This window comes from Pseudomonas sp. NFACC16-2 (assembly GCF_900119205.1).
Lineage (GTDB): Bacteria > Pseudomonadota > Gammaproteobacteria > Pseudomonadales > Pseudomonadaceae > Aquipseudomonas > Aquipseudomonas fluorescens_Q.
In genome coordinates this window covers 1-20,376 of sequence record NZ_FPIX01000061.1, presented here as the reverse complement: position 1 = coordinate 20,376, position 20,376 = coordinate 1, and the positions used below count along the sequence as shown (strand labels likewise).

General features: G+C 59.4%; 14 protein-coding genes. 7 read left to right on the top strand and 7 right to left on the bottom strand.

Annotated elements, in window-relative coordinates; translation table 11 throughout:
• Positions 1 to 14 precede the first annotated feature (14 nt).
• Complete coding sequence (locus BT116_RS28260; protein WP_072348903.1) at positions 15 to 893, top strand: Dyp-type peroxidase; 879 nt, start codon at positions 15 to 17, stop codon at positions 891 to 893.
• A 79-nt stretch (positions 894 to 972) separates the two neighbouring features.
• On the top strand, positions 973 to 1,719 hold the full coding sequence (locus BT116_RS28255) for an SDR family oxidoreductase (protein ID WP_063322056.1): 747 nt from the start codon (positions 973 to 975) through the stop codon (positions 1,717 to 1,719).
• Positions 1,720 to 1,740: 21 nt separating this feature from the next.
• On the opposite strand, the gene mapR is transcribed toward BT116_RS28255, so the two are convergent.
• The 3 genes from mapR to BT116_RS28240 all read right to left on the bottom strand — a co-directional run bounded on the left by mapR (position 1,741) and on the right by BT116_RS28240 (position 5,294).
• A complete protein-coding gene (mapR, locus tag BT116_RS28250) occupies positions 1,741 to 3,150 on the bottom strand; it encodes a GntR family transcriptional regulator MpaR (RefSeq protein WP_072348902.1) in 1,410 nt (469 codons plus the stop codon).
• Between the two features lie 122 nt (positions 3,151 to 3,272).
• A complete protein-coding gene (ccoG, locus tag BT116_RS28245) occupies positions 3,273 to 4,685 on the bottom strand; it encodes a cytochrome c oxidase accessory protein CcoG (RefSeq protein WP_072348900.1) in 1,413 nt (470 codons plus the stop codon).
• A 372-nt stretch (positions 4,686 to 5,057) separates the two neighbouring features.
• Positions 5,058 to 5,294 carry a DUF3203 family protein gene (locus BT116_RS28240; RefSeq protein ID WP_072348898.1) on the bottom strand — a complete coding sequence of 79 codons (237 nt, stop codon included), beginning with the start codon at positions 5,292 to 5,294 and terminating at the stop codon, positions 5,058 to 5,060.
• Between the two features lie 137 nt (positions 5,295 to 5,431).
• Between BT116_RS28240 and BT116_RS28235 the strand changes: the two genes are divergently transcribed.
• Positions 5,432 to 5,926 (top strand): MgtC/SapB family protein, encoded by a 495-nt coding sequence (locus tag BT116_RS28235; RefSeq protein WP_072348897.1) that lies wholly within the window; start codon positions 5,432 to 5,434, stop codon positions 5,924 to 5,926.
• A 17-nt stretch (positions 5,927 to 5,943) separates the two neighbouring features.
• Here the strand turns inward: BT116_RS28235 and BT116_RS28230 are convergent, their stop codons facing one another.
• Positions 5,944 to 6,678: an ATP-binding cassette domain-containing protein gene (locus BT116_RS28230; protein WP_072348895.1), complete on the bottom strand. Its 735-nt coding sequence runs from the start codon at positions 6,676 to 6,678 to the stop codon at positions 5,944 to 5,946.
• A 1,337-nt stretch (positions 6,679 to 8,015) separates the two neighbouring features.
• The gene (locus tag BT116_RS31160) at positions 8,016 to 8,180 is read right to left on the bottom strand and encodes a hypothetical protein (RefSeq protein WP_170842385.1); all 165 of its coding nucleotides are present in this window, start codon (positions 8,178 to 8,180) and stop codon (positions 8,016 to 8,018) included.
• A 211-nt stretch (positions 8,181 to 8,391) separates the two neighbouring features.
• On the opposite strand from BT116_RS31160, the gene BT116_RS28220 reads away from it, so the two are divergent.
• The 3 genes from BT116_RS28220 (at position 8,392) to glgB (ending at position 16,186) form a co-directional block, all read left to right on the top strand.
• A complete protein-coding gene (locus BT116_RS28220) occupies positions 8,392 to 10,389 on the top strand; it encodes an alpha-1,4-glucan--maltose-1-phosphate maltosyltransferase (RefSeq protein WP_072348891.1) in 1,998 nt (665 codons plus the stop codon).
• Positions 10,390 to 10,595: 206 nt separating this feature from the next.
• The gene (gene treS, locus BT116_RS28215) at positions 10,596 to 13,940 is read left to right on the top strand and encodes a maltose alpha-D-glucosyltransferase (RefSeq protein ID WP_072348889.1); all 3,345 of its coding nucleotides are present in this window, start codon (positions 10,596 to 10,598) and stop codon (positions 13,938 to 13,940) included.
• An 11-nt stretch (positions 13,941 to 13,951) separates the two neighbouring features.
• A complete protein-coding gene (gene glgB, locus BT116_RS28210) occupies positions 13,952 to 16,186 on the top strand; it encodes a 1,4-alpha-glucan branching protein GlgB (RefSeq protein ID WP_072348887.1) in 2,235 nt (744 codons plus the stop codon).
• Positions 16,187 to 16,364: 178 nt separating this feature from the next.
• Here the strand turns inward: glgB and gudD are convergent, their stop codons facing one another.
• Together gudD and BT116_RS28200 are read right to left on the bottom strand one after the other, a co-directional pair.
• On the bottom strand, positions 16,365 to 17,708 hold the full coding sequence (gene gudD, locus BT116_RS28205) for a glucarate dehydratase (RefSeq protein WP_063322045.1): 1,344 nt from the start codon (positions 17,706 to 17,708) through the stop codon (positions 16,365 to 16,367).
• A 19-nt stretch (positions 17,709 to 17,727) separates the two neighbouring features.
• Complete coding sequence (locus tag BT116_RS28200; RefSeq protein WP_072348913.1) at positions 17,728 to 19,077, bottom strand: MFS transporter; 1,350 nt, start codon at positions 19,075 to 19,077, stop codon at positions 17,728 to 17,730.
• 337 nt (positions 19,078 to 19,414) lie between these two features.
• Between BT116_RS28200 and BT116_RS28195 the strand changes: the two genes are divergently transcribed.
• On the top strand, positions 19,415 to 20,125 hold the full coding sequence (locus tag BT116_RS28195) for a FadR/GntR family transcriptional regulator (protein WP_072348885.1): 711 nt from the start codon (positions 19,415 to 19,417) through the stop codon (positions 20,123 to 20,125).
• Positions 20,126 to 20,376 lie beyond the last annotated feature (251 nt).

Below are 20,376 nucleotides of genomic sequence, written 5' to 3'. Positions count from 1 at the left end.
CTAAAGGAGTTCACATGAGTTACTACCAGCCCGGCATTCTCGCCACCCCTGTTCCGCCTCAGGCCCGTCATTTGTTTTTTGCCCTGGAATCGGTCGAAGCATTGCCGGCTGCGCTAGACAAACTCCGGTTGTTGCTCGATAACCGTGCCGTGATCGGCTTTGGTGAATCGCTGGTCCAGGCGTTGGGCGCCCAGGTCGAAGGCCTACGGGCCTTTCCTGCGTTGGCCGGCGTCGGCGTGGACAACCCCTCGACCCAGCACGCGTTGTGGTGCTGGCTGCACGGCGAAGACCGTGGCGAGCTGATGCACCGCAGTCGCGCCATCGAGGCGGCGCTGGCCCCGGCGCTGCGCCTGGTACAGATGAACGAAACCTTCCGCCATATGACCGGCCATGACCTGACCGGCTACGAAGACGGCACCGAAAACCCGCACGACGAGGCTGCCATCGCTGCCGCCCTGGCCCAGGGCGCCGATGGGGTGCGCGGTGGCAGTTTCGCCGCGATCCAGCAATGGCAGCACGATCTGGATGGTTTCGCGGCGATGCAACCCCATGAGCGCGACAACATCATGGGCCGGCGCCTGAGCGACAACGAAGAAATCGACGACGCACCGGAATCGGCCCACGTCAAGCGCACCGCCCAGGAAAGCTTCGCCCCGGAGGCGTTCGTGGTCCGTCGCTCCATGCCGTGGATCGAAGGCGACCGTGCGGGGCTGATGTTCCTGGCGTTCGGTTTCTCCCTCGATGCTTTCGAGGCACAACTGCGCCGCATGAGTGGCCTGGAAGACGGTATCACCGATGGCCTGTATCGCATGAGCCGGCCAATCACCGGCGGCTATTACTGGTGCCCGCCGCTGTTGGACGGACGCCTGGATCTGCGCGCCCTGGCCCGGTAAGCACAGCGGTTTGTGCAAAGTGTGACGCGAACGCTATTCTTGGCAGCGCACGTCTATCCGTGGAATGGGGGAAGCAAACGTGGATAAAGTCATCGTCATCACCGGTGGCGGCCGCGGAATCGGGGCGGCCACGGCGCTGTTGGCTGCCGAGTTGGGTTATCGGATCTGCATCAATTACCAGTCCGACGAAAGTGCCGCGCAGGATGTGCTCGAACAGGTCCGGGCCAAGGGCGCGCAGGCGATTGCCGTGCGGGCCGACGTGAGCATCGAAGACGAAGTGATCGGCCTGTTCGACCGGGTGGACGCCGAGCTTGGCCGTGTCACCGCCCTGGTGAACAACGCCGGCACGGTCGCGCAGAAATCCCGGCTCGATGAAATGTCCGAATTCCGCATTCTCAAGATCATGAAGACCAACGTGCTGGGGCCGATTCTTTGCGCCAAGCACGCGGTGCTGCGCATGTCGCCCAGGCACGGCGGGCAGGGTGGCAGCATCGTCAACGTCTCGTCGGTGGCCGCGCGCTTGGGCGCACCGGGGGAGTACGTCGATTACGCGGCCTCCAAGGGCGCGCTGGACACCTTCACCATCGGCTTGTCCAAGGAAGTGGCCGGCGAAGGCATTCGCGTCAACGCGGTGCGTCCCGGTTACATCTACACCGATTTCCATGCCCTGAGTGGCGACCCGGATCGGGTCAGCAAGCTGGAATCAGCGATCCCCATGGCTCGAGGCGGGCGTCCGGATGAAGTGGCTGAAGCGATTATCTGGCTGCTGTCGGACAAGGCTTCGTATGCGACCGGGACGTTTGTGGATCTGGGGGGTGGGCGCTGAGCCCCGGGTAGTAACCCAAATTCAAAATGATCGAATAATCCGCCCCAACGTTTCCATGGCTTTTTCCGAGGCCTCGGTCCACGGGCTGCCATAGTTCAAGCGGATGCAATTCCTGAAACGCCGGGTCGGTGAAAAGATCGGTCCCGGCGCGATGCTGATGCCCTGGGCCAGGGCCATCTGGAACAATTTCAGCGAATCCATCTGCTCCGGCAACTCCAGCCACAGGAAGTAGCCCCCCGCCGGCTGGCTGACCCGGGTCTGGGCGGGGAAGTAGCGGGCGATGGCGGCGAGCATCGCGCTTTGCTGTTCCTCCAGGGCATAGCGCAGTTTGCGCAGATGACGGTCGTAGCCGCCGTGTTGCAGGTAGTCGGCGATGGCGGCCTGGGCCGGCATCGAGGCACACAACGAGGTCATGAGCTTGAGCCGTTCGATCTTCTGCGCATAGCGCCCGGCGGCGACCCAGCCGATGCGATAACCCGGTGCCAGGCTCTTGGCGAACGAGCCGCAATGCATCACCAAGCCTTCGGTGTCGAACGCCTTGGCGGGCTTGGGGGCCTGCTGGCCGTAATAGAGTTCGGCGTAGACGTCGTCCTCGATCAGCGGCACCTGATGACGGCGCAGCAACGCTACCAGCGCCTGTTTGCGCTCCTCGGGCATGGTCGCGCCCATGGGATTCTGGAAGCTGGTCATGCACCAGCAGGCCTTGATCGGATGGCGTTCCAGTGTTTGCGCCAGCACGTCCAGGTCGATGCCGTCGCGCGGGTGGACGGGAATTTCCACGGCCTTGAGCTTCAGGCGCTCCAACACTTGCAGGCTGGCGTAGAACGCTGGCGCTTCGATCGCCACCAGGTCGCCGGGCTCGGTCACGGCTTGCAGGCACAGGTTCAACGCTTCCAGGGCGCCGTTGGTGACCAGCAGTTCCTCCATGGGCAGCATCAACCCGCCGACCATGTAGCGCAGGGCGATCTGTCGGCGCAGTTGCGGGTTGCCTGGCGACATGTCCGTGACCACCATTCGCGGGTCCATGTCCCGTGTCGCGCTGGACAGTGAACGGGACAGCCGTTGCAGTGGGAACAGGGTCGGGCTGGGGAATGCCGAGCCGAACGGTATGGTGGCCGGGTCCTTGATCGAGTCGAGGACCGAAAATACCAGCTCACTGACGTCGACTTCGGTGGACTCGTGCACCTGGCTGCTGATCGCAGGCTCCGAAAACGGGCTCGGCGCGTGGGTGTTGACGAAGTAGCCGGAGCGCGGCCGGGCCCGGATCATGCCGCGTCGTTCCAGTAGGTAATAGGCTTGGAACACGGTGGACGGGCTGACACCGTAGGTCTGGCTGGCGTAGCGTACCGACGGCACGCGCTGACCTGGCCCCAGCATGCCCGAGCGGATCAGTTCAGCGATGTCGTCGGCAAATTTCTCGTAGCGTTTCATGGAGGGACCAGTAAATTTGTGAACTTAACGGTGGGAGTGAGCTTGCTCGCGATGACGGTGGCATATGACCCACCGCTATCGCGAGCCAGCTCGCTCCCACAGGTGCCCGGCATCTTAAAGCTTCAACGATTCATCGGTGCGACAAAACGGCTCTTGGCGATGCTGTAGATGCCCGGCGCGTCACTGTCGACGACCTTGAACGTCATTTCCTGGGAGCCTTTACCGGGCCGTTCGCTGAGCATCGCCACCGACACCGGCACATCGACGATTTCCCCCGGGGCCAGGCTCAGTTGGGTCTTGCCTTGCAGGATGAAGCCGTCGCCGTCCATCAGGGACAGTTGATAGTCCTGGCGCTGTTGGGTCTTGTTGATGATTTTCAGGCTGTAGATGTTCTCGATCTGGCCTGCGCTGTTTTCGCGGAACAGGCCACGGTCCTTGCTGACATCCAGCGACACCATGGGTCGTTGCATCAGCGCCACGACCAGCGCGCCGATCATCACCAGCAGCACGGTGGTATAGCCGATCAGCCGAGGTCGCAGCAGGTGAGTCTTGCCGCCCTGTAACTGATGTTCGGAGGTGTATTTGATCAGGCCACGGGCGTAGCCCATCTTGTCCATGATCGAATCGCAGGCATCGATGCAGGCCGCGCAGCCGATGCATTCCATCTGCAGGCCGTCGCGGATGTCGATGCCGGTGGGGCAGACCTGCACGCACATCTGGCAGTCGATGCAGTCGCCCAGGCCAATATTGGCCGGGTTTGCCTCGCGTTTGCGTGGGCCGCGGATTTCACCACGGGCCGCGTCGTAGGAAATAGTCAGCGTGTCCTTGTCGAACATCACGCTCTGAAAGCGTGCATAGGGACACATATGCATGCACACCGCTTCACGCAGCCAGCCGGCGTTGAGGTAGGTGGCTGCGGTAAAGAAGAGCACCCAGAACAGGCTCACGCCGGCCATTTGCAGGGTCAGCAACTCTTCGGCCAGGGGGCGGATCGGCGTGAAGTACCCCACGAACGTCAGGCCGGTGAGCAGGCTGATGGCCAGCCACAGTGTGTGCTTGGCGCTGCGGCGCAAGAGTTTGTTCAGGCCCCAGGGCGCGGCCTGCAGCTTGATCCGCTGGTTGCGTTCGCCTTCGGTGATTTTCTCGCACCACATGAAGATCCAGGTCCAGGAGCTCTGCGGGCAGGTGTAGCCGCACCACACGCGACCGGCAAATACGGTGATCGCAAACAGGCCGAAGGCGGCAATGATCAGCAAGGCCGACAGCAGGATGAAATCCTGGGGCCAGAAGGTCGCGCCAAAGATGTGGAATTTGCTTTCGGAAAGGTCCCAGAGTACCGCTTGGCGGCCGCCCCAGTCCAACCACACCGTGCCGAAGAACAGCAGGAACAGAACCCCCGCACCGCTGATGCGCAAGGTGCGGAACAAACCGGTGAAACTGCGGGTGTGGATCAGGTTATCGGTGGTCCTGGCCTTGATTTTCGACGGCGCGGGTTCGAAGGTCTGTATCAACTGGACGGGGATTCTATCGCTCATGGTCGGTCGCTCATCAGCCTCTATCTGGCCGGCGCACTATGACCATGGAACTGTTTGCATAACAGACTCAGGTGTTTCGATAAAAACCGGATCAGATGCCGCGAAGCCCAGGCCCTGCGACACTTTGATGCACCCAGGAAGTGCCGAACATATTACTGTGGCGAGGGGGATTTACTGTGGCGCGGGAATTTACTGTGGCACGGGAATTTACTGTGGCGAGGGGATTTATCCCCGTTGGGGCGCAAAGCGCCCCCAAGTCAGTGCACCCGGTATGCCGGACAGACCCGGTCGAGGGTCTTTAGGGTCGCTTCGCAACCCAGCGGGGATAAATCCCCTCGCCACAAATCGCATCTGTTGCCTGTGGATCGGGATTCAGATCACCGAGCCGCTGTCGGTGGCCTTCAGGTGCTTGCGCTTATCGGTCGCGCCGGCCACGGTCAGGGCATCCACTTCGGCTTCGGTGAGATGGACCAGGTCACCATTAACTTCCACGGCTGACATGGCCTTGTCCGGGTCAGTGATGATGACCAGCTCACTGGCGGGGCGCAGCTTCGTTCCGTTGGCGGTTTTGATGTGGCAGGTATTGTCTTTGTCGATTCGCTCAAGCATGACGTCGCTCCTTCCTGAATGTCCTGAGTATTAGGTCCCACTCGCTGGCCAGGGTTCGTCGTGGCTGATCAGCGGTCGGGCGCACCTCTGGCTTCGCTTGCGGTCCATCGTTTATCCAATGAGAAAGAGGACGGTCCATGGACGCCTGGTGGCATGAAGTCTGGGTAACCCTGCAGGCGGAATTCGCCGACATCACCGATGCCCAACAGATGACCCGGGTCACGGTGCGCCTGCTCATGGCCGCGCTGCTGGGCGGCATCCTGGGTTTCGAGCGCGAACACAAGGGCAAGGCTGCCGGCGTGCGAACCCACATGCTCGTGGCCCTGGGGGCGGCGCTGTTCGTCTTGGTGCCGCAGATGTCTGGCTCCCAGGCCGACGCCATGAGCCGGGTGATCCAGGGCGTCGTTGCGGGCATTGGTTTTCTCGGCGCGGGCACCATCCTGAAAAACACCGACGGCGACGAAGGTCATGTCAAAGGCCTGACCACCGCCGCCGGCCTGTGGATGACCGCCGCCATTGGCGTCGCCGCCGGGTTGGGGCGGGAAGCGACAGCTGTGTTGAGTACGATATTGGCGCTGGCTATTTTCAGTGTGATGCCGGTGATTGTCCGGGCGTTGGAAAAAGAAAAATAACCGAGATTTCCACTTGGTCACGGCCTTATAGATTGTCGTGACCAATCAGAGTCGGTAGCCGCTTGGATAAACGCATCATCCAGCGTCTTCGAGTTATATCGTTGCATAAAAGCTGCACCGTTCTGAAATGGATTTAAGCGACGTTGGCTGATCATATAGAACATGTCGCAGTGAGTAGTAATTTCTTCTACTTGATGTGAGGAAACGAGGATTGTAGTTCCATCCTTGGCTGCGCCCTTTAGACATCGCCAAATATAGTGGCGAAATTCCGGATCAACGCCAGCAGTAGGCTCGTCCAAAATTATAAAGTCGGCTGGAATAGCTAGCAAACTAAGGGTGAAGAACCAGCGAGTTTCACCATAGCTACATAAGGAGGTTTTTTTGTTCCATATGTCCTTATAGCGGCTAACGATTTCTGGACACCATCTGGACAGATTTTCCAGTGCCTTAAATTGGGATATGGATTCGTCTGATGATAGAGCTACTATCATTCTAAAAATGTCATGCATTCGAAGAGCCGGTGGCGTAGTTATTATTTGCGATAGGTAAAGAGTTTTTGAGAAGTCGTTATCTATACGCCCCGCTTGAACAAATTTAAGTTTGCAAATCAAGTCGAAAAAGCTCGTTTTTCCAGAACCGTTAGGTCCTAGTAGGCCAACAATAGCTCCCTGGGAAATTTCAAGATTGGCATCCGATAGGATTGTTTTTTTATCATAGGCGAAATCGATATGCTTGACATGTAAGGAAGTCATTAGTAACGGCTCCAGACTGGGTTGATTCTTAGGTTGTGCTTTGTGATTTGATAGCTTGATATGAAAATTAGCAAAATCGTTAGCGAGGTATAAGGTCTGTGGAATAAGCCTTCACTCATCAACTTGTTGGCCAGGGTTAGTGGATTGAGAATGTTTAGAGTGTTCGTGATTTCGTTTTCTATCTGGGCGCCCATCACCCCTAGAATTAACATGCAAAAAGAAAGAATGGAGAAAAAAGTACTGGAGTTCTGGAAGTTGATTGGAAAAAGAGTAAACAGCATTCCTATAATGGAGAATAATAAAAAAGAAGCGTAGAAGCGGGTGGTTAGGAGTGATATTTCCTGAATGTCATAGCTCCCGAACATAGGGCGTGTAATGAGATAAAATACGCCGCAGTAAGAAATTGCTATGATAGAGTAGGCCAGTAAATGTGATCTGAGAAACAGTGCCTTGGCGCTGGGAGTGTATATAAAAGATCTGATAAAGCCGCTTTCTCGTCTTCCAATGATGTAAAAGGAGAATCCGAACAGCGCTACGCTTGATGAAATATATGCATAGAACCATCCTGTGGTGAGGATGTAATTGTTTTCGAAATAGGTTGGGTCCTGTCTTGTTATGGCAAGAAAATAAAAAAAAGCGCAAGGTGATATCATGATCCAAAAAAGAGCAATGGGTTCCTTTAGCTGTTCTTTTATAAAAATTTTGGTAAGCACGAGTGTTCGCATATTTATATCGTAACTCCTAAGGAAAAGGGACCATTTTTATATGTCTGGATGGGCAAATTGTGTTGGCGAAGCTCGACGAGTAATCATTGTAAATATTGATATTTTTTGAATTGTTCATGTGCATAATAGCGAGGGTGATACGAATTTATAGAATCATTGTTAAAGTTAAATATGAGTTCCCCTAGGGGGTGTTATTTGTCTTCATCTCTATTGCACCTTAATTAAGTGGATGGTGAGGTGTCACTTTGTTTTGTGATGTCTCATATTTATAGTCAAAGGGTGCTATTGGCAAGGAGGTATTTGTAAGGGCGTAGGAAGCGTCTTTCACGCCCAAGAGAAAGTTCTGATGCGTTTTTTTTTTTGCTAATAGGTGGCGTTAGTGGAGGAAGGAAAAAATGCGTAGGTGACGGGATAAAAAATCTTATGCAGGACAAATAATTACGCGGGTCATATACCTAGACGTAGATGACGATTAAATATTCTTCAGGTGGGAAGTTTCCTACTCTTGACACAGTCTATTTCTGCTTTTTATTTTCCGCTAGGCGACGAACGGTCATTCCGCTCTAGAGCAGAACGCTGACGCCCGTCACCTCTCGAACAACTACGCTTGAATCAAACCCGCTCCGGCGGCGCCTCGCTCGGCGGGTCACCCAGCGGCGGTTGTGGGGCGAGTGGCGGGTCTTTCTCTGGAATAGGCTCGGGATCAGGGCCGGGCGGTGGCAAGGTGGGATCATCGATGTTCGGATCGGGTGTTTCGGCCGGGATGGGAATATTCATCAGGACGGGTCTCCGTGACGCACATGGCTTGAGTCGTGCTTATTGTTGTTGACCTCCTTGCACCGGCTTTGATCCCCGGGATGCACAGGGGCAAATCCCTCTGAACTTTTAGTCGTTGATTCGGTTCGGAGTTTAAGTGAGTTTTTTCAGGGACCCGTTGGGCCTTTACCGCCACAAGCGCGTCCATGGGGCGTAAAAGGAGCGATGCTCGATGACTGCCGAACACCCGACTGAACTGGCCTACAACCCGCATTTGCCGCTGTCTCAAGCCTTGCTGTTGCCGCGTATCGCTATTGAAAACACCATGCCGGTGATCGACGGCGGACAATTCGCCGCCAAGGCCGTGGCTGGGCAGGACGTGACAGTGACCAGCAAAGTCTTCGCCGATGGTCATGACAAGCTGGCCGTGCGCATTCGCTGGCGTTCGCTGCAGGATGAGGTATGGAACAGCGAGGTCATGAGCGACCTGGGCAACAACGGCTGGCGCGGCCAGTTCAATGTGCCGGAGCAAGGTCGCTATGTGTTTTGCATCGAGGCCTGGATCGATCAGTTCGCCAGTTTCCGCTACGAACTGGAGAAAAAATTCGGTGCCGGGGTGCCGATCAGTCTGGAGCTGCAGGAAGGGCGCAACCAGGTGCAAATGGCCGTCGAGCGCAGCACAGGGGAGCTGAGCGAGCAACTGGCGGCCCTGCACCATGAGCTCTCCGGTCTGTTGCCGACCGAGCAGGTGGCGCTGTTCCTGGCACCGCGCAGTGCCGATCTGATGTCCCGGGCCGATCATCGCCCGTACTTGAGCATCAGCCCCGAGTATCCGCTGGATGTGGAGCGCAAGCTTTCTGAGTTTGCCAGTTGGTATGAACTGTTTCCCCGCTCGATCACCGACGATCCTGCGCGCCATGGCACCTTCAACGATGTGCACTCGCGCCTGGCGGTGATCCAGGACATGGGCTTCGACGTGCTGTACTTCCCGCCGATCCACCCCATCGGTCGCAGTTTCCGCAAAGGCCCGAACAATTCCCTCACCGCCGGTCCCGACGACCCGGGCAGCCCGTACGCCATTGGCAGCGAGGAGGGTGGGCATGAGGCCATTCACCCGCAATTGGGTAGCCGCGAGGACTTCCGGCGCCTGGTGGCGGCGGCCGCTGACCACGGCCTGGAGATCGCCCTGGACTTCGCGATCCAGTGCTCCCAGGACCACCCCTGGCTCAAGCAGCACCCGGGCTGGTTCAGCTGGCGGCCGGACGGCACGATCAAATATGCGGAAAATCCGCCGAAGAAATACCAGGACATCGTCAACGTCGATTTCTACGCGGCCGATGCGATTCCCAGCCTGTGGACGGAACTGCGGGACATCGTGGTGGGCTGGGTCAAGGAAGGCGTGAAGATATTCCGCGTCGACAACCCTCACACCAAGCCGCTGCCGTTCTGGCAATGGCTGATCGCCGATGTGCGGGCGCAATACCCTGAAGTGATCTTCCTGGCTGAAGCGTTCACCACGCCGGCCATGATGGCGCGGCTGGGCAAGGTCGGTTACTCCCAGAGCTACACCTATTTCACCTGGCGCAATACCAAGGCTGAGCTGGCGACCTACTTCAGTGAACTCAATGAATCGCCGTGGCGTGAATGCTACCGGCCGAATTTTTTCGTCAACACGCCAGATATCAACCCGGCCTTTCTCCACGAGTCGGGGCGCGCCGGTTTTTTGATCCGCGCGGCCCTGGCAACCATGGGCTCGGGCCTGTGGGGCATGTATTCGGGTTTCGAGCTGTGTGAGTCGGCACCGGTGCCGGGCAAGGAGGAATACCTCGATTCGGAGAAATACGAGATCCGCCCCCGAGACTTCACCGCGCCGGGCAACATCATTGCCGAGATCGCCCAGCTCAACCGTATCCGTCGACAGAACCCGGCGCTGCATACCCACTTGGGCCTGAAGGTCTACAACGCCTGGAACGACAACATTCTCTATTTCGGCAAGCGCACCGCCGACGGCAGCAACTTCATCCTGGTGGCGGTGAGTCTTGATCCGCATAACCCGCAGGAAGCCAGTTTTGAGTTGCCGCTGTGGGAGATGGGCCTGCCCGACGACGCCCAGACCCAGGGCGAGGATCTGATGAATGGCCATCGCTGGAGCTGGTATGGCAAGTACCAGTTCATGCGCATTGACCCGGCTTACCAGCCCTTTGGAATCTGGCGGATCAGCGTGGCTTAAGTCTGAACCATTCTTTTGTGGCGAGGGGATTTATCCCCGCTGGGTTGCGAAGCGACCCCCATGGATAGCACTGGGTACGTCAGGTTGGCCGTGTTGGAAATTTTGGGGCTGCTTCGCAACCCAGCGGGGATAAATCCCCTCGCCACAACGGCCCATCAAAAGCCTTTGTACAACGACGGCTTTATTGAATTCATCAGGAGTTGCAAATGGCGAAGAAACCCCGGTCTGCCACCTTCATCAAAGATCCGCTCTGGTACAAGGATGCGGTGATTTACCAGGTCCACGTAAAATCCTATTTCGACTCCAATAACGACGGGATCGGTGACTTTCCCGGCCTGATCGAAAAGCTCGATTACATCGCCGACCTGGGTGTCAACACCATCTGGCTGCTGCCGTTCTATCCTTCGCCCCGGCGCGACGACGGCTATGACATTGCCGAATACCGTGGCGTCAGCCCCGACTACGGCACCATGGCCGATGCGCGGCGGTTCATTGCCGAAGCCCATAAGCGCAACCTGCGGGTAATCACCGAGCTGGTCATCAACCACACCTCGGACCAGCACCCCTGGTTCCAGCGTGCGCGCAAGGCCAAGCCGGGTTCGAAGGCGCGGGACTTTTACGTCTGGTCCGATGACGACCACAAATACGACGGCACGCGAATCATTTTCCTCGACACCGAGAAGTCCAACTGGACCTGGGATCCGGTGGCGGGCCAGTACTTCTGGCACCGCTTCTATTCCCACCAGCCCGACCTCAACTTCGATAACCCGCAGGTCATCAAGGCCGTGTTGTCGGTGATGCGCTACTGGCTGGACATGGGCATCGACGGCCTGCGCCTGGACGCCATCCCGTACTTGATCGAGCGCGACGGCACCAACAACGAAAACCTGCCCGAGACCCATGACGTCCTGAAGTTGATCCGCGCCGAGATCGACGCCAACTACCCCGACCGCATGTTACTGGCCGAAGCCAACCAGTGGCCGGAAGATACCCAGTTGTACTTCGGTGATGTCGACGCCCAGGGGATGAACGGTGACGAATGCCACATGGCTTTCCACTTCCCGCTGATGCCGCGCATGTACATGGCGCTGGCCCAGGAAGATCGCTTCCCTATCACCGATATCCTGCGCCAGACCCCGGAGATCCCCGCCAATTGCCAGTGGGCGATTTTCCTGCGCAACCACGATGAGTTGACTCTGGAGATGGTCACCGACAAGGAGCGTGACTACCTGTGGAACTACTACGCCGCCGACCGTCGGGCGCGTATCAACCTGGGCATTCGTCGGCGTCTGGCGCCGTTGGTGGAGCGCGACCGTCGTCGCGTCGAGTTGCTCAACAGCCTGCTGCTGTCGATGCCCGGCACGCCGACGCTGTACTACGGCGATGAAATCGGCATGGGCGACAACATCTACTTGGGCGACCGCGATGGCGTGCGTACGCCGATGCAGTGGTCCATCGACCGCAACGGCGGCTTTTCCCGCGCCGATCCGGCCAGCCTGGTACTGCCGCCGATCATGGATCCGCTGTACGGTTACCAGTCGGTCAACGTCGAGACCCAGGCGGGCGATCCGCACTCGCTGCTCAATTGGAACCGCCGCATGCTGGCGGTACGCAAGCAGTCCAAGGCCTTTGGCCGTGGCACCTTGAAAATGCTTTCGCCGAGCAACCGCCGGATCCTGGCCTATACCCGCGAATACACCGGGCCCGACGGCAAGCACGAAATCATCCTGTGCGTGGCCAACGTGTCCCGTAGCGCCCAGGCCGCCGAACTGGACCTGTCGGCGTATGCCGGCATGGTCCCGGTGGAGATGCTCGGCGGGAACGCCTTCCCACCCATCGGCCAACTGAATTTCCTGCTGACCCTGGCGCCGTACGGCTTTTATTGGTTCGCCCTGGCGGCGGAAAACCAGATGCCGAGCTGGCACGTGGAACCGGCCCAGAGCCTGCCGGACTTCACCACCCTGGTGCTGAAAAAACGCCTGGAAGAATTGCTCGACGCGCCATCGCGCACCACGCTGGAGCAAACCATCCTGCCGAGCTGGCTGCAGAACCGGCGCTGGTTCGCCGGCAAGGACAGTGCGATCGAGAAGGTCGAGATTGTCTATGGCGTGCGCTTTGGTGACCCGCAGCACCCGGTGCTGCTCAGCGAAATCGATGTCACCAGTGGCGGTCAGACCCTGCGTTATCAGCTGCCGTTCGGCCTGCTCGCCGAAGACCAGGTCGGTGCGGCGTTGCCGCAGCAACTGGCGTTGTCGCGGGTACGTAGGGTGCGTCAGGTGGGCCTGATCACCGATGCATTCAGCCTGGAAAGCTTCGTGCGAGCCGTGCTGCACAGCATGCAGGCCGCCACCGTGCTGCCGTTCGCCGAAGGTGAGTTGCGCTTCGAACCCACCGAAGGCCTGGCCGCGCTGAACCTGGGAGACGAACCGGAGGTACGTTACTTGTCCGCCGAACAGTCCAACAGTTCGGTGGTGGTGGGCGGCAGCCTCGTGCTCAAGCTGATTCGCAAGGTCGCCTCGGGTGTGCACCCGGAACTGGAAATGAGCGCCTACCTGACTGCTGCCGGTTTCAGCAACATTTCACCGTTGCTGGGTTCGGTGGTTCGCCGCGACGCCCAGGGTGAAGATGCGCTGTTGATGATCGCCCAGGGCTACTTGAGCAATCAGGGCGACGCCTGGGAATGGACCCAGAACAACCTCGAACGCGCCCTGCGCGATGAGCTGGCGGACGCGGTGTCCGAGCAGGAGCAGCATTACAACGCCCTGGGCGAACTGAAGGATTTCGCCGGCATGCTCGGCCAGCGCCTGGGGGAAATGCACCAGGTATTGGCCCAGGCTACCGACGACCCGGACTTCGCGCCGCAGGCCACCAACGCCAAGCAAGCCCAGGCCATCGGCAAGGACGTGGCTGCCCAAGTGGAAAACGCCTTGCGGCTGCTCAAGCAGAACCAAGGCCAATTGAACCCGGCGGACCAGGCCATGGTCGCACGTTTGCTGGAACACAAGAAAACCGTCCTGGCCCATGTCCAGGCACTGGCCGGCAAGGCTGAAGGAGGCTTGCGCATTCGCGTCCATGGCGACCTGCACCTGGGGCAGGTATTGGTGATCAAGGGCGACGCCTACCTGATCGACTTCGAAGGTGAGCCGGCGCGACCATTGCATGAACGACGGGGCAAGCACAGCCCTTATAAGGACGTCAGCGGCGTGTTGCGTTCCTTCGATTATGCCGCGGCCATGGCGATTCACTTGCACACCGTCGACAGCACGGCTGATGCCGATGCGGCGCGGCAACGGGTCGCTGATCGTTATCTGAAAGAGGCTCGCCAGGCATTTGTCGAGGCATATCGGCTGGCGGCAGCTAGTCTTGCCCATGAGTGGAAGGATGCTGAAGGCGAAGACGCCGCACTGGCGTTGTTCGGCCTGGAGAAGGCGGCCTATGAAGTGGCCTATGAAGCCGAGAATCGCCCCACCTGGCTGCCCGTGCCGTTGCACGGTCTGGTCGGGTTATTGAGTGGGCTGCAACCCTTTTCCGACGTAGCCGGACCGATTTAGTGGAGAGAATCATGAGTGTCTCGAACAAAGAACCACAGGGGCAGGCCAAAGAGTCGTTGCTGCCGGCGCCCCATGACATCGACGCGTTGGTGCGCGCCGAACACCACGACCCGTTTTCCATCCTGGGACCTCATGGCGACGGCGCCGGCGGCCAATTCATTCGCGCGTATCTGCCCGGTGCCCTGAGCGTGCATGTGCTGGCCCGCGATGGCGGCGAAGAGCTGGGGGAACTGCAACCCACCGCAACCCCGGGGCTGTTCGTCGGCCATTTCGACCGTGCCCAGGCGTACTTGCTGCGCACCCGTTGGGCCGGTGGCGAGCAAGTTGCCGAAGACCCCTACAGCTTCGGTCCGTTGCTGGGGGAGATGGACCTTTACCTGTTTGGCGAGGGCAATCACCGCGACCTCAGTTCCTGCCTCGGTGCGCAACTGACCACCGTCGATGGCATCGACGGCGTGCGGTTCGCTGTCTGGGCGCCGAATGCCCGGCGCGTTTCGGTGGTCGGGGATTTCAACGTGTGGGACGGGCGTCGGCATCCGATGCGCATCCGTTATCCGTCCGGCGTATGGGAGATATTCATCCCGAGGCTGGGTGCCGGTGAGGGTTACAAGTATGAAATCCTCGGTGCCCACGGCATCTTGCCACTCAAGGCCGACCCAGTGGCCCTGGCCACCCAGATGCCGCCAGACACGGCGTCGAAAGTTGCCTCCCCCCTGAAGATCGAGTGGCAGGACGACGAGTGGATGCAGCACCGTCGCGAGCGGCAGCTCCCGGGTGCGCCGCTGTCGATCTACGAATTGCACGCCGGCTCCTGGCAGTGCGAAATCGACGAGGCGGGGGAGGTGGCCCGGCAATACAACTGGCATGAAATGGCCGAGCGGCTGATCCCATATGTCAAGGACCTGGGCTTCACCCATATCGAGCTGATGCCGATCATGGAGCACCCATTCGGCGGCTCCTGGGGCTATCAGCCGCTGTCGCAATTCGCGCCAACGGCACGCTTTGGTTCGCCGGACGATTTCGCGGCATTCGTCAACGCCTGCCACCAGGCCAGTATCGGGGTCATCCTCGACTGGGTGCCGGCGCATTTTCCCACCGACACCCACGGCCTGGCCCAGTTCGACGGCACTGCGCTGTACGAATACGGCAACCCGCTGGAAGGCTTCCACCAGGATTGGGACACGCTGATCTACAACCTGGGCCGCACTGAAGTGCACGGCTTCATGCTGGCGTCGGCGCTGCACTGGCTCAAGCATTTCCACGTCGATGGCCTGCGAGTGGATGCCGTGGCCTCGATGTTGTATCGCGATTATTCGCGCAAGGCCGGCGAGTGGGTGCCTAATCGCCATGGCGGACGGGAAAACCTGGAAGCCATCGATTTTTTGCGGCACCTCAACGATGTGGTGGCCTTGGAAACCCCCGGTGCGCTGGTCATTGCCGAAGAATCCACGGCCTGGCCGGGCGTCAGCCAGAGCACCCAGCAGGGCGGCCTGGGCTTCGCCTACAAGTGGAACATGGGCTGGATGCACGATTCGTTGCACTACATCCAGCAAGACCCGGTGTACCGCGCCCATCACCATAACGAACTGAGCTTCGGCCTGGTGTATGCCTGGTCCGAGCGCTTCGTCCTGCCGATTTCCCATGACGAAGTGGTTCATGGCAAACGCTCGCTGATCGACAAGATGCCCGGTGACCGCTGGCAGAAATTCGCCAACCTGAGGGCCTACCTCAGCTTCATGTGGGGCCATCCCGGCAAGAAGCTGTTGTTCATGGGGTGTGAGTTCGGCCAATGGCGCGAGTGGAACCACGACCAGCAATTGGACTGGTACCTGCTGCAATACCCTGAGCACCGTGGCGTGCAGAAACTGGTGAGCGATCTGAACCGTCTGTATCGCGAAGAACCGGCGCTGCATGACCAGGATGATGCGCCCCAGGGTTTCCAGTGGTTGATTGGTGACGATGCGCTCAACAGCGTCTACGCCTGGCTGCGCTGGAGCAAGGAGGGCCGGCCGGTGTTGGTGGTCGCCAACTTCACGCCAGTGCCGCGCGAGGCCTATCGGGTCGGCGTACCGTTCGCCGGGCGCTGGGTCGAATTGCTCAACAGCGATGCCGACACCTACGCCGGTTCCAACTATGGCAATGGCGGTGGTGCCTCCACCGAAGAAGTGCCCAGCCATGGCCAGGCCTTGTCACTGGAGCTCAACCTGCCGCCGTTGGCGGTGTTGATCCTGCGGCCGGAGGGTTAGTACGACAGAAGTAGCAGGGGGATGATGCCTGTGGCGAGGGGATTTATCCCCGTTGGGCTGCGTAGCAGCCCCAATATCTGTGCATGCGGTCGGCGGGTGGACCAAGGTGGGGGCTTTTAGGGCTGCTGCGCAGCCCAGCGGGGATAAATCCCCTCGCCACAAGAGGATTGAATTGGCTTCAGCGCACCAGGCACGGCCGCTTGTTGTTGAACGTCCAGCCTGGAATCAGGAATTGCATCGCCACCGCATCATCCCGCGCGCCTAACCCCATGCCCTTGTACAACTCATGGGCCTTGGCCAGTTGGTCGGTGTCCAGCTCAATCCCCAGCCCCGGCTTTTTCGGCACCTGCACGCAGCCGCCCTGGATCTGCAACGGTGCCTTGGTCAGGCGCTGGCCGTCCTGCCAGATCCAGTGCGTGTCGATCGCCGTGATCTCGCCCGGTGCCGCAGCGGCCACGTGGGTGAACATCGCCAGGGAAATATCGAAGTGGTTGTTGGAGTGCGAGCCCCAGGTCAGGCCCCATTCATTGCACATCTGCGCCACCCGCACGGAACCCTGCATGGTCCAGAAGTGTGGGTCGGCCAGGGGAATGTCCACCGACTGCAAGGTGATGGCGTGGCCCATCTCGCGCCAGTCGGTAGCAATCATGTTGGTGGCGGTCTTGAGGCCTGTGGCGCGACGGAATTCGGCCATGACCTCACGACCGGAATAGCCGTTCTCGGCGCCGCAAGGGTCTTCGGCATAGGCCAGCACCTTGTGCTGGTCGCGGCACAGGCGAATGGCCTCTTTCAGTGACCAGGCACCGTTCGGGTCCAGGGTGATGCGGGCCTGGGGAAAACGCTCAGCCAATGCGGTGACCGCTTCGATCTCCGCGTCGCCCTGGAGCACGCCGCCCTTGAGCTTGAAATCCTGGAAGCCGTAGCGCGAATGGGCTGCTTCGGCCAGGCGCACCACGGCGTCGGCGTCCAGGGCTTTTTCGTGGCGTACACGGAACCAGTCGTTGTCGGCGTCCGGCTCGCTGCGGTAAGGCAGGTCGGTCTGTTGGCGATCGCCCACATAAAACAGATAGCCAAGCATCTTCACTTCATCGCGTTGCTGGCCTTCGCCGAGCAGCGCGGCGACCGGTACGTCCAGGTGTTGGCCGAGCAGGTCCAACAACGCCGCTTCCAGGCCGGTCACCGCGTGGATGGTGATGCGCAGGTCGAAGGTCTGCAGGCCACGGCCGCCGGCGTCGCGGTCGGCGAACGCCTGGCGCACGGTGTTGAGAATCTTCTGGTACGTGCCGATGGGGCTGCCGACCACCAGCGAGCGGGCGTCTTCGAGGGTCTGGCGAATGCGTTCGCCACCGGGCACTTCGCCCACGCCGGTGTGGCCGGCGTTGTCCTTGAGAATAACGATATTGCGGGTGAAAAACGGGCCATGGGCGCCACTGAGGTTCAGCAGCATGCCGTCGTGACCGGCCACGGGGACGATCTGCATGCTGGTGATGATCGGGGCTTTGCTGGCTTCTGGGGTCGTCATGTGCGCTTATCCTTGATGATCAGACGTGACTGGCGGCAGGAGGATTGGCCGGCGTCGTTGCAGACTTGGGTTTAGGCGTATTGCGTGCGGCGAACACGATGATCGCGGCGATGATCGAGGTGGCCGCCAGGCCATAGAGGCCGCCCTGGATAGACCCGGTGTGTTCTTCCAGCAGGCCGAAGGTGGTGGGGGCGACGAACCCGCCGAGGTTGCCCACGGAGTTGATCAGCGCAATCACCCCGGCGGCGATCCGGGCGTCCAGGTAGGCCTGAGGAATTGGCCAGAACAGCGACGACGCGGATTTGAAGCCCAGGGCCGCGAAGCAGATGGCGACGAAGGCGAAGATCGGCCCGCCGGTGGTGGACATGAACATCCCGGCTGCGGCGATCAACAAGGCGGTGGCGACCCAGGCCTGCTGGAACTTCCATTTGGCCGACAGCGAGGCGAAGGCATACATGCCGACGATCGACAGCAACCACGGGATCGAGTTGAACATCCCGACCTGGATGTCGCTCAGTTCGCCCATCTTCTTGATGATGCTGGGCAGCCAGAAGGTGGCGGCGTAAATCGTCAGCTGGATGAAGAAGTAGATCAGGCAAAACAGGATGATCTGGCGATCCTTGAGCAACTGGCCGATGGACAGCTTGATAGGCGAAGCGGCTTCTCGTGCGCGTTGTTCATCGTCGATGGTCTTGACCAGCACGTCTTGTTCTTCACGGCTCAACCATTTGGCATCGTGGGGCTTGGAGTCCAGCCAGAACCAGACGAAGACGCACAGGCAGACGGAGAACATCCCTTCGATGAAGTACATCCACTGCCAGCCGTGCATGCCCAGGCCGTTGATTTGCAGGAGCAACCCCGACAGCGGGCCGGAGATCAGCGATGCGATGGCCGAGCCGCTGAGGAAGATGGCGATGGCTTTGCCGCGTTCAACCCCTGGCAACCAGCGGGTGAAGTAATAGATCACCCCAGGGAAGAAACCGGCCTCGGCCACGCCCAACAGGAAACGCAGGATGTAGAAGTGGGTTTCGTTCTGGATGAAGGCCATGCCTGCTGCAACCAAACCCCAGGTGAGCATGATGCGAGTCAGCCAGATACGGGCGCCGATTCGTTGCAGCAGGATATTGGACGGGACTTCGAACAGCGCGTAGCCGATGAAGAACAGGCCGGCACCTAAGCCGTAGGCGGCGGCACCGATCCCCAGGTCGTGCTCCATATGGGCACGGACGAAGCCGATGTTCACGCGGTCGATGTAGTTGACGATAAACATGATGACGAACAGCGGCAGGATGTGGCGCTTGACCTTGGCAATGGCCGACAGCAGCACCGGATCCGCTCCGGCATTCGCCTTGAGGCTGGATGTGTTCACTTGGTTTTTCTCCCACTCGTTATTTTTATGCGGGGCATCGTGCAGGTGCCGATGTTGATAGACATCATACAACTTGAATTTTTTCGATGACAAGGGGTTTTTGATGACAAATGGAAAGGAAGGCTGGATTTTTTATGCCGTAATTGTTGGGTTATTCGGTGGGTTTTTGGGATTTATGATGCGAAGCGGCTGTGGGCGGTGATGGTTGTGCTGGGTCAGTGATGGGTGGGGTGTCGCTCTAACTTGAGTGTTGTCATACAAGTTAAGCGTTCACGATGATCATTTCCGGGCCCGCTGATGGTAGGATTGCTTAGCCTGTTTTCGAGGAACCCTGGCGATGCAAGACACTGAAGCCCCGCTGCGCAAGCGCACCCACAACCTGGCCCATGACTTGGTGGCGAAGCTCAGCCAGAGCATTCTGCTGGGGCAGCTGAAGCCGGGGGAGAAGCTGCCATCGGAAGGGGCCATCGTGCAGGAGCATGGGGTCAGTCGTACGGTGGTGCGCGAGGCGATTTCCAAGCTGCAAGCTTCGGGACTGGTGGAGACCCGCCACGGCATCGGCACCTTTGTGCTGGAGCAGAGCGACGAGCCCGGGCTGCGCCTCAATGTCGACACCGCTGCCGGTGTGCGGGGCATCCTGGAGTTGCGCCTGGGCCTGGAAACCCAGGCGGCCGCCTTGGCGGCCCAGCGTCGTAACGAGCGCCAGTTGCAGCAGATGCGCCAGGCGCTGGATGACTATCAGCGGTTGTTCAGCAACAACGACAGTTGCGTCGAAGCCGATCGGCGTTTTCATCTGCTTATCGCCGAGGCCACGGACAACACCTGTTTCGTCGAAATCATGCAGCACCTGGGCAGTGCGATGATTCCCAGGACCCGAGTGAACGTGGCCGAGCGCGGCCAGGCTGACCTGGGCAAGCTGGCACAACTGGCCAACCTCGAGCACGAGGCGATCTTCAATGCCATCAAGCGCCAAGACCCCGACGCCGCCCGTGCCGCCATGTGGCTGCACCTGACCAACAGCCGCGATCGGTTTGGTGCGCGGACCTGACAAACAGTTTTCTGCTAAAAACAGTTCGGCAATTTGTCTCGGTTAGGCGAGCACCTCCCTCTGTGGCGAGGGGATTTATCCCATAGGCGCTAACCAAACTCCAAAAATAGTAAACTGATCCGCAATTGAGATGAGTTGCAAGGAAAGCAAGTGTGACACCAGGACTAGATGAAGATTGGCCAAAGCTGTTAGCGCTATTGCCTGCGGGATGGGAAGCCAAGGCCAGGGAATTGGGGGCGTTGAAGTTCGGG

Coding starts and splice junctions, on each gene's coding strand:
- BT116_RS28235 (WP_072348897.1), top strand. CDS start 5,432: ATGGACGCCTGGTGGCATGAAGTCTGGGTAACCCTGCAGGCGGAATTC.
- BT116_RS28240 (WP_072348898.1), bottom strand. CDS start 5,294: ATGCTTGAGCGAATCGACAAAGACAATACCTGCCACATCAAAACCGCC.
- BT116_RS28230 (WP_072348895.1), bottom strand. CDS start 6,678: ATGACTTCCTTACATGTCAAGCATATCGATTTCGCCTATGATAAAAAA.
- BT116_RS31160 (WP_170842385.1), bottom strand. CDS start 8,180: ATGAATATTCCCATCCCGGCCGAAACACCCGATCCGAACATCGATGAT.
- BT116_RS28260 (WP_072348903.1), top strand. CDS start 15: ATGAGTTACTACCAGCCCGGCATTCTCGCCACCCCTGTTCCGCCTCAG.
- treS (WP_072348889.1), top strand. CDS start 10,596: ATGGCGAAGAAACCCCGGTCTGCCACCTTCATCAAAGATCCGCTCTGG.
- glgB (WP_072348887.1), top strand. CDS start 13,952: ATGAGTGTCTCGAACAAAGAACCACAGGGGCAGGCCAAAGAGTCGTTG.
- BT116_RS28195 (WP_072348885.1), top strand. CDS start 19,415: ATGCAAGACACTGAAGCCCCGCTGCGCAAGCGCACCCACAACCTGGCC.
- gudD (WP_063322045.1), bottom strand. CDS start 17,708: ATGACGACCCCAGAAGCCAGCAAAGCCCCGATCATCACCAGCATGCAG.
- ccoG (WP_072348900.1), bottom strand. CDS start 4,685: ATGAGCGATAGAATCCCCGTCCAGTTGATACAGACCTTCGAACCCGCG.
- BT116_RS28220 (WP_072348891.1), top strand. CDS start 8,392: ATGACTGCCGAACACCCGACTGAACTGGCCTACAACCCGCATTTGCCG.
- mapR (WP_072348902.1), bottom strand. CDS start 3,150: ATGAAACGCTACGAGAAATTTGCCGACGACATCGCTGAACTGATCCGC.